Raw genomic sequence first — 9,165 nt, 5'->3', positions numbered from 1 at the left:
AGGGCCTGCCGGAGCGCGATCAGATCTCGCAGAGCTATGAGCAGCTCATCGCCATGCTCGCATTGGCGATGGGCGGACGCGTCGCGGAAGAGCTGGTGTTCGGCCACGACAAGGTGACGTCGGGCGCGGCGAGCGATATTCAGCAATGCACGCGCATAGCCAGAGCAATGGTGACGCAGCTCGGCTTCTCCGACAAGCTCGGCACGGTTGCTTACGCCGAGCCGCAGCAGGAGCAGTTCCTCGGCTATTCGATGGGCCGCACGCAGACGCTCTCCGAGGCGACGCAGCAGACGATCGACTCGGAGGTGCGGCGTCTGGTGCAGGAAGGCTATGACGACGCCAAGCGCATCCTCACCGAGAAGCGCGCCGATCTCGACGTTCTGGCCAATGGCCTGCTCGAGTTCGAGACGCTGACCGGCGACGAGCTGATCGGCCTGCTGCAAGGCAAGATACCGGTGCGCGAGGATGTGCCGCCGGCGGCGCCGCCCGCGCGTCCCTCGCCCGTGCCGACGGCCGGCGCGCGTCCCTCGCCGGAGCCGGACGCCGATGGGCTGGAGCCGCATCCGGTCTGATCGGATTTCCTCGAAAGCAAAAAAGCCCGGCGCGAGCCGGGCTTTCTTTTTTTCGCGCCTCTCGATGGCGCTTTTTGCGTCAGCGCCCCGCCGCGCGTAGCCCGGCGATGCAGCGCGCGAGATTGACGCGCGCGGTCGCGTCCCATGCCGCGCGCGTCTCCGCGCGGCGAAACACCGGCCTGTCGCCCTGCGCCAGCCCCTCCAGCATCTTCGCTTGATTGGCGGCGAATTCGGCCTCCTCGACGCCGATGGATTCCGAGCGAATCTTCTGCGTGTTGGCGGCGAAGATTTCCCAAGGCGCGGCGAGCGGGCTGAGATCGAGATCGACGAAGAGATCGAGATCGCCGGAGAAGCCGGCGTAATGCTCCGTCGTCGCGCGCGCGCGCGCGTGATCGGAGGTCGCCATCACCAGATCTTCGACGGCCTGCGCCTCGCCGCCCGTGAGAACCGTGTGGCGGCGGAAGGCCGAGACGCTGTCGCGCACATTCTGCCGGTCGAGCCGCGTCTTTCCATCCGGGTCGCGCGCCAGATGCACGGCGTCGTGCCAGAAGATGGCGGCGGCGATGAGATCGGGCCGCGTGGCGAGCGAATCGAAACGCTCGAGCCCTGTCAGCAGCTCGTCTATATGCGCCCAGCTGTGATAGGCGCGATGCGGCTGGCGATAGGCTTCGTCGAGCGCCTGATAGGCGCCCGGCTCATGCGCCTCCGCGATTTGCCGCCAATAGCGCAGCCTGCGCGTCTCATCCGCGTTTTCCACTGTCGCGCCCGTCATTTGCTGTCCATCTTCCAAAAGGGCGCGCCTCCAGTCCTCGCCGGCGGAGCCGCCTCGAGAGCCGCGAGCCGCTGTTCCATAGCCATATAGCAACCACTCCAATGCGGTTCGACCGACGCCTTCAAATCCGCCGCCGCGACGCGGGCGCGGGCGAAGTCCCATTCGGCATGATAGCGCATCATCGTCACATGATCGTCACGCCACGCCACGAAGGCTTCGCTCGCCGCAAAGTTCTCGTCGCCGGCGAGCGCGTAGATGCGCGTCGGCGTCGAGCGTCCGACGACTTGCGCCGCGCCGAGATCGAGCCAGGCGAAATCAGCGGCGGCGTCACGCAAATCGCCGGAAACGAGAATATCCACGCGAAACCATTTACACAGTCCTTCGAGCCGCGATGTGAGGTTCACCACGTCGCCGAGGATCGAATAGTCGAAGCGTCGCGTCGAGCCCATATTGCCGACGCTGCACGGCCCCAGATTGAGTCCTATGCCCATCGCCGCCTTCCGATAGGCGCGTCCTTCGCGCCCGGCCTCGGCCGCGCGCTCGCCGTTGAAGCGCGTCATCGCCGCGCGCATCTCGAGCGCGGCGCGAATGGCCTTGCGCGGATGATCGGCGATATCGAGCGGCGCGTTCCAGAACGCCATGATGGCGTCGCCGATATATTTGTCGACCGTGCCTTCGCGATCGAGAATGGCGTCGGTCATCGGCGTCAGATAGGCGTTCATGAAATGTGTGAGCTCTTGCGCGCTCAGTCCCTCGGAGATGGTCGAAAAATCGCGCAGATCGGAGAACAGCACGGTGAGCTCGCGCGTCTCGCCGCCGAGCACCAGCCGCTCGGGATGCTCGACGAGGCCTTCGACGACGGCGGGCGCGATGAATTTGCCGAAGGCCATATGCACATGGCGCCGCGCGGCTTGATCCTGGCGCCATAGCGCCACAGCGCCGACGCCATAGGCGAGCGCGACCGAGAGGCTGGAGAAGGCGGCATCGATGAGCAGGCCGTAGCGATCGAAAGCAAGGAAAGACGCTGCGAAGAGCGCGCCGATCAAGCCGGTCGCGGCGAGCGCCGAAATCAAAGGCGCGACCAGCGGCAGCAGCGCAGCGATGAGGATGAAAGCGGCGCCGGCGACGACGAGCTCGAGGCCATTGGCCCAATCGGGCCGCGACAGCAGCGCGCCCGAGAGCAGCGATTCGAGAATCTGCGCATGAATTTCGACGCCGGGAATGGTCGGCTGCAACGGCGTCGCGCGAATATCGCCGAGGCCGACGGCGGTGGTGCCGATGAAGAGGATGCGCCCGTCGATCTCGTCGCGCGGGGCGCGATCCTCGAGAATGGCGGCCGCCGAGACGAGACGCCGAGGCGCCTCGGCGCCATAGCGCGGGCGAATGTCCGCTGCGGCGCCGACGGCGATCTCGAAGGCGCCGACCTTGACCGCATTGACGCCGGTCTGCTTTCCGAAGGCCGTCTCGCCGCTGGCGTTGGAGGAGCGGACGATGATCGTCGAGGCGCCCTGGGCGACGCGCAGCGCCTCTAGAGCGAGGGAGGGCGTGACGCCGCCGCCGGGTCCTATGGCGAGCAGCGGAATGCGGCGCACGACGCCGTCGCGATCGGGCGCCCAATTGGTCGCGCCGAGGCCGCGCGCCGCCGCCGCCAGCTCCGCGATCGGCGCGACGGCGGCGGGGAATTCGGCGAGGAAGGCGGAAGGATCGTCGCCGGCGATGGCGACGCCCGCCTTTTGCGGCGGCGCTCGCTTTTGCCCGGCGCCGGAGAGGGTGAGGCCGAGCGCCGCCGGCGCGGCGGCGATGGATCGCGCGAAAATCTGGTCATTGGGAATGGCGTCGGCGGCGATGGCGGCGATCTGCGTCTTGGCGGGACCGTCCGGCAGGCGTTGCGCATAATGATCGAGGCTCGTCTGATCCGTCTCGGCGAAGACGATATCGAAGGCGACGGCCGCCGCGCCCGCTTCGGCGAGCTTATCGACGAGCGCGGCGAGCCGCGTGCGCGGCCACGGCCATTGGCCGAAGGCGGCGAGGCTCTCCTCGTCCACCGCGATCACGCGCACGGGAAGGCCGGGATCATAAGGGCGCGGAGCGAGGCGCTGAAACGAGTCGAAGACGAAATTGCGCAGATCGTCCAGCGCCGGCGGCTGCAGCCGGCCGATCGCAACGATGCCGAGCGCCGCTGCGGCCGTCGCGAGGAGATAGGCCGGCCTGCGTCGCCGCGACCGTTTCAATCGCGCCTCCCTTCTCGGAACGAGTCTTCGTCAGATCGCTTATAGAACCGGGCCGCCGGGATCGGGCGGGGCGTAATAATAGTAGTCCTCGCTCGGCTCGGTCGGCGGCAGGGGCTGATGATGGACGCTCGCCTTGCTGCGCGCCAGCGCCTGCCCCGTCCAGAACGGGCTCAGAGTCTCGAGCCCCGGCTGCTGATCGATGGCGGCGAGGCCGAGCGGCGGGCGGGCGTCGTCCAATCCGAGCTCGGCCTCCTGCGCCGATGGCGCGCGCTTCGCCCCGGCGTGCTGGCCGGGGCCGCTCGCCAGCCGGGCGGTCAGCCGGCGGATCGTCTCGATGCCGAAGAGGGCGGGCTCGCCCAGCTCGCCCTCGGCGGAGACGCACAGGCCGACGCCTGGGCGCGACAGACTGCGGGCCGCGCCTCGCGCGGCGATGGTCAGCACGCCGTACTGATTGATGACGAGCGCGCCGCAGCCCGGCTCGTCGAGCGCGATCAGCGCCGCGCCGCCGCGCACGCCGATCGTCGCCGAAGGGATGCGCAGCTCGGCGCCGCCGCCATGGCTGACGCCGCCGCCGACGAAGCGCAGCGCGCCCTTGGCCATGGACACGGCCTGCTCGCCGCCGCCGCCCGAATAGACGAAACGGTCGATCGTCACCTGGCTGCTACGGCCGATCGACAAAGTGGAGGAATCGCGAAAGACGATTTGCGCGCCGCCTTCGGCGCCGGTCTCGACGCGCTCGCGATCGACGATATCGGCGCCCAGCGTCAGCGGTCGGGCCGGCGCTCCGGGAGGCGCGCTCTTCGCGCTCTGATTGACCGCGCCGACATTGCCGACCGCCTCGGCCAGGGCGCCGGAGGCGGTCGCCGCGAGCAGAGCCGCTATAGCGATTCTCTGCGCCATTCTGGACATCGGGCCTCCTCCTTCAGAATCGCGCCACCGGGCCGAACCATACGGAAAGATTATCCGTGCGGAAATTCGGCAGGTTGGACTCGTTGCGGGCGTATTCGAAAGCGGCCGAGAGGCCGATCTCGCGCGTGACCGGCGCCTCCACCAGCACGCCCGCCGCCCAGCCGACATCGCGGCGCGGCCGCCAGGGATCGACCATCGGATCGACGGCGCCGAAGGCGAGCTGGAAAATGCGGCCATAGGGCGCGATCGACCATTTGAGGCCGAGCGCGGCGAAAGGCGGATCGAAATCGATCCGCGCCAGCGCCTGCGCGTCGATCTCGTCGAAGGATTGCGAGCGCAGATCGGCGCTGTGGCGCGTGAAGGCGGCGCGCGTCTCCAGCCGCAGCGCGTCGGAATGACGCCAGATCGTCCCGATCGAGGCGGTGATGGCGCTGCCGGTGGAGATGGCGCTCAGCGAGGCGAAGGGGCCGCCGATGGAGACGCCGAGATAGCGATATTCGACGCCGGGCTCGAGGGTGAGCGCCGCGCCGGCGAGCGGCAGCCGCGCGACGACGCCGGCGCCGCCGGAATTGAGGAAATTGCCGCCGCCGACATAAGAGGTGAGGCCGGTGACATAGGGCTTGACGCTGGCTCCGGGGAGAAAATTCTCCTCGAGCGCGAAGCGCGGCCCGGCGGAAACGCCGAAGACCCCGACATTATAGCTCGCCAGATGGAATTGCTGCGTGGCGTAGCCCTTGAAGCGTGTCTCCAGCTGCGCCGAGCGCGCGGCGTCGAGATCCGTGTCATTGGCGATGTCGACGCGCTCGAATGCGTTGAAGTCGGCGCGGCGCGGCGCAGGCGACAGCACGCCGACGCCGCCGACCATGAACAGCCCATCGGTCGGAAAGAAGGAGGCGTTGGACTGCGAGCGCAGTCCCGTCTGCAGCCGCGCCGACCAGCGGCTCGATTCGCTCTGCCGCTCGACATCCGGCAGCACGCCCTCGATCTGCGCCTTTTGCGCGGGATCGAGATCGGGCGCCTCGAGCGCGGCGCGCAAATGCAGCGCCGCGGTCTGATAGGCGCCGAGGCGGGCGTAGAGCAGGCCCAGCTCCTTGCGCGCTCGCGCCAGCGACGGATCGAAGGCGAGCAGGCGCTCGAGCGCGCCTATGGCCGCCTCATGATCGCCGAGATCGCGCGAGATTAGCACGTAACGATAGGTCGCGGCATAGTCGGTCGGATGCCGCCGCAAATGGTCGGACAGGCGCGTCTGTTCCGCGCGCTCTTCTGGCTCCGCCGCCGCCGGCCCTGCGACGATGGCCCCGCACAGCAGGACGGCCGTCAAAGTCGTCTGTCGAAACAAATCCACCACGGCCCCGCCCCTCGCGAAATTCGTCGGCGCCGGCAATGGCGCGGAAAGAAAAAGAAATTTCGCCGAAGGCGCGGTCAAGCTGACTCGAATCGCAGCCGGGCGCAAGCCACGCCTCGGCGCGCCACGGAATAACCTCTCGGTTGTCGCTGGCCGCCCTGCGCGAGACCGGATCGGGAGAGACGCGACGAGCTGGACGCGGGACGCATCGCCGCGAGCCTCTCGATGACGCCGAGGGCCGCGTCGAGCGCCATCGCGTCCGGCGGCGTCGCCCGGAAGCGCGGAGCGCCGCGCGGAACCGCGAGGAAGCGCCGGAGCACCAGCAGCAATTCCGCGGCGAGCCGGGTCGCGCCGATGTCGAGCGCCCTGCGCATGTCGGAAACGATGAGATCACGGACGAAATCCGCGCCGCGATCGCAGAGCATCAGATAGCTCTCATAGAGTGACTGATGAAAAGGCGAGGGCGTCGCGCCGTCGATCATCTCATGGGGGCCGAGCCCGCAGAGCGCGGCGCATCGGGAAAGCGGAATGAGGGCGAAGGACATTGCGGGCTCGTCTAGCGGGTCGAATGCTCGCATGGGGCGAGCCTCGCCACACTAAGCGGCGCGCCGCCGTGCCTCTGTGCGAGAGCGCACAGAGGCGGGTTCAGCCGGCCTGCTCGAGGCAGGCGGTCAGACGCTGCTCCAGCGTCGAGGGGCGCAGCAGCACCAGCCCGCCGCGAATCTTCTCGGCGAGGCCCTCGTGGATCATCGCCTGCACCTCGCGATTGACCTGCTCGCGCCGGCAGCCGATGCGGGCGGCGAGATCGTGCTGCAACGGCGGCGGCGAGATGATCGACTGGCCCTCATGGCCCTTGCGCGGCAGAGCGAGACGCAGCAGCTCGGCATAGAGCCGGTGGCGCAGATCGAGCACGGAGCGCTCGAACAGACGCGAGTTGAGATCGCGAATGCGCTTCGTCAGCAGGCGCAGCACCTTCTCGCAGACCGCCGGCTGGCTGAACAGCACGGTTTTGAACACGCTCGACGGCATGATGCACAGCTCGGATTTTGTCAGAGCCGAGACATTGGCCGAGCGCTCCGCGCCGTCGATCGCCGCCATCTCCCCGAAAATCTGGCCGGGATGGAGGTCGCACAGAATGACCTCCTTGCCCGCCGGCGTGCGGATGAGCACGCGCAGATCGCCGGAGACGATGAAATAGACGTCGGTCGAGCGGTCGTCGTAATCGACGACGAGCTCGCGCTCATCGACGCGCCGCCAAATGCATTTGCGGGCGATCCGCTCCGCCTCGGCGGGGTCGAGCCCCTCGAAATAAGCAATGCGTAACAAAGAATTCGACACGGTATCGCCCCGCCCAGAGCCACAATCGCACTTTGACGAGTATTTCGCCGCGCGTCGAGGGGAAAGCGCTCACTGTTCGTGGACATAGTTTCCAGGCGCGGCGCAGAGCGGCGCGAAACCCTGCATCGCCGCTCCCATGGGCGGCGGCGAAACGCGCCCCGCCGAGCCGCGCGCGGCGAGCCATTCCGCCCAGAGCGGCCACCAGGAGCCTTCCTCCCGCCGCGCCGCGGCCAGCCATTTGTCGGCGGAGACATAGTGGCCGCCCGCCGGGCGCAGGCCGACATGATAGGAGCGGCCGCGACGGCCGGGCTCCGAGACCACTCCGGCGTTATGGCCGCCGGTGGTGAGCGCGAAGGTCAGCTCATTGTCGGTGAAGAGATGGACCTTATACACGGAGCGCCAGGGCGCGATATGGTCGGTTTCCGTGCCGATGACGAACATTGGCGCGGAAATATCCTTCAGCGCCACCACCTCGCCCTCCACGGCGTAGCGGCCGGCGGTGAGGCGGTTCTCGAGGAACAGGCCGCGCAAATATTGCGAATGCATGCGATAGGGCATGCGCGTCTGATCGGCGCTCCAGGCCATCAGATCATTGGGCTTCTGCCGCTCGCCGAGCAGATATTCGCGCACCGCCTTGGCCCAGACCAGCTCATTGGAGCGCAGCGCAGCGAAGGCGCCCGCCATCTGCCGCGTGTCGAGCACGCCCTGGTCCCACATCATGTCTTCCAAAAACGCCACTTGCGCCGCATCGACGAACAGCATCAGCTCGCCGGGCTCGCTGAAATCGGTCTGCGCGGCGAGCAGAGTGAGGCTGGCGAGACGCTCGTCGTGATCGCGCGCCATCGCCGCCGCGGCGATGGAGAGCAGCGTGCCGCCGAGGCAATAGCCGCAGCCGTGGACCTTGCGGCCGGGCAGCACGGCGTCGATCGCATTCAGCGCGGCGAGCACGCCGGAGACGCGATAATCGTCGAAGGAGAGATCGCGATCTTCCGGCGTCGGATTGCGCCAGGAGATCATGAAGACGGTGAAGCCCTGCGAGACGAGATAACGCGCCAGCGAATTCTGCGGCCGCAGATCGAGCACGTAATATTTCATGATCCAGGCCGGGACGATCAATATCGGCTCGGCGTGGACGGTCTCGGTCGAGGGGCCGTATTGGATGAGCTCGATCAGCTCATTGCGGAAGATCACCTCGCCCGGCGTCGCCGCCACATCGATTCCGACGCGAAAGCCATTGCCGCCATTGGGCGTGTTCAGAAGCGCGCGTGTATAGTCCTCGATGAAATTTTCCGCGCCGCGCAGGAGATTGGCGCCGCCTTCCTTCATCGTGCGGTCGATGACCGTGGGATTGAGCCAGAAGGCGTTGGAGGGCGAGAACAGCGCGAGCCATTGCTGCGCCATGAAGGCGACGCGGGCGGCGTCATTGGGCGTCATGCCGCGCGCCTCGCGCGTCGCCTGCCGCCACCAATGCTCGCTCGCGAGAAAACCCTGCTTCCAAAAGGCGAAAGGCGGCGCGTCCCAGGCGGGATCGTCGAAGCGCTTGTCGAAAGGCGCGGGCGCGAAGGGCGCCGCGACGGTCTCGCCGCGCGCCGCATGAGCGACGAAGTGCGCGTATCTGGCGGCGTCCTGCATGGCGGCGAGCGATAATTCGATCTGCCGTCCTGGCGCGCGTGTCAGATGCGTTGCCCAATCGAGCCAGGCCGACATTTGCGCCAGCGGCGAGACGCCATGCGTGATGCGCGCCGTGAAGGCGCGGGCGGCGCGATCCAGCGTGTCGAAGGAGGGGATTTCGCCGCTACGGTCGATCTCCCGCGGCGTCGCTTCTGCGAGCGGCGGCGAAATGACGGTGGGGGAGACGATGTTCATCCGCGGTCGCTCCTGTGGAGGTGAGGGCTTATGTCGCCTATTTCATGAAATGCTAATGACCGCGCGCGGCGTCCCGCAGAGACCGTGGAAATTTATACCGCGAGTCGGGGATGCGCCATGCGCGATCTGCCG

General features: G+C 67.7%; 7 protein-coding genes and 1 pseudogene. 1 reads left to right on the top strand and 7 read right to left on the bottom strand.

Features of this window, described 5'->3' with window-relative positions; translation table 11 throughout:
- A pseudogene (locus tag A1351_RS19520) lies at window positions 1–572 on the top strand (cell division protein FtsH); the annotation flags it as partial.
- A gap of 79 nt (window positions 573–651) precedes the next feature.
- On the opposite strand, the gene A1351_RS19515 reads toward A1351_RS19520, so the two are convergent.
- From A1351_RS19515 to A1351_RS19485, 7 genes are all read right to left on the bottom strand, one after another.
- Window positions 652–1,344: a hypothetical protein gene (locus A1351_RS19515; RefSeq protein ID WP_024880863.1), complete on the bottom strand. Its 693-nt coding sequence runs from the start codon at window positions 1,342–1,344 to the stop codon at window positions 652–654.
- Window positions 1,341–3,575, bottom strand: coding sequence for a CHASE2 domain-containing protein (locus A1351_RS19510; protein WP_024880862.1), 2,235 nt, complete (start codon window positions 3,573–3,575; stop codon window positions 1,341–1,343). Before A1351_RS19510 ends, A1351_RS19515 begins: the two co-directional genes overlap by 4 nt.
- 39 nt (window positions 3,576–3,614) lie before the next feature.
- Complete coding sequence (locus A1351_RS19505) at window positions 3,615–4,484, bottom strand: FecR domain-containing protein (protein ID WP_024880861.1); 870 nt, start codon at window positions 4,482–4,484, stop codon at window positions 3,615–3,617.
- 13 nt (window positions 4,485–4,497) lie between these two features.
- On the bottom strand, window positions 4,498–5,829 hold the full coding sequence (locus A1351_RS25500) for a tetratricopeptide repeat protein (RefSeq protein WP_198162454.1): 1,332 nt from the start codon (window positions 5,827–5,829) through the stop codon (window positions 4,498–4,500).
- Window positions 5,830–5,906: 77 nt separating this feature from the next.
- Window positions 5,907–6,374 carry a hypothetical protein gene (locus A1351_RS25495; protein WP_024880859.1) on the bottom strand — a complete coding sequence of 156 codons (468 nt, stop codon included), beginning with the start codon at window positions 6,372–6,374 and terminating at the stop codon, window positions 5,907–5,909.
- A gap of 100 nt (window positions 6,375–6,474) precedes the next feature.
- The gene (locus A1351_RS19490; protein ID WP_051465447.1) at window positions 6,475–7,167 is read right to left on the bottom strand and encodes a Crp/Fnr family transcriptional regulator; all 693 of its coding nucleotides are present in this window, start codon (window positions 7,165–7,167) and stop codon (window positions 6,475–6,477) included.
- 69 nt (window positions 7,168–7,236) lie between these two features.
- Window positions 7,237–9,033: an alpha/beta hydrolase gene (locus A1351_RS19485; protein ID WP_024880857.1), complete on the bottom strand. Its 1,797-nt coding sequence runs from the start codon at window positions 9,031–9,033 to the stop codon at window positions 7,237–7,239.
- Between the last annotated feature and the right edge of the window lie 132 nt (window positions 9,034–9,165).

The organism is Methylosinus sp. R-45379 (assembly GCF_001644125.1).
Classification (GTDB): domain Bacteria; phylum Pseudomonadota; class Alphaproteobacteria; order Rhizobiales; family Beijerinckiaceae; genus Methylosinus.
Note: the sequence above shows the minus strand (reverse complement) of the source record. Positions and strands in the feature narration are given on the sequence as shown.

Coding starts and splice junctions, on each gene's coding strand:
- A1351_RS25495 (WP_024880859.1), bottom strand. CDS start 6,374: ATGTCCTTCGCCCTCATTCCGCTTTCCCGATGCGCCGCGCTCTGCGGG.
- A1351_RS19515 (WP_024880863.1), bottom strand. CDS start 1,344: ATGACGGGCGCGACAGTGGAAAACGCGGATGAGACGCGCAGGCTGCGC.
- A1351_RS19505 (WP_024880861.1), bottom strand. CDS start 4,484: ATGTCCAGAATGGCGCAGAGAATCGCTATAGCGGCTCTGCTCGCGGCG.
- A1351_RS19485 (WP_024880857.1), bottom strand. CDS start 9,033: ATGAACATCGTCTCCCCCACCGTCATTTCGCCGCCGCTCGCAGAAGCG.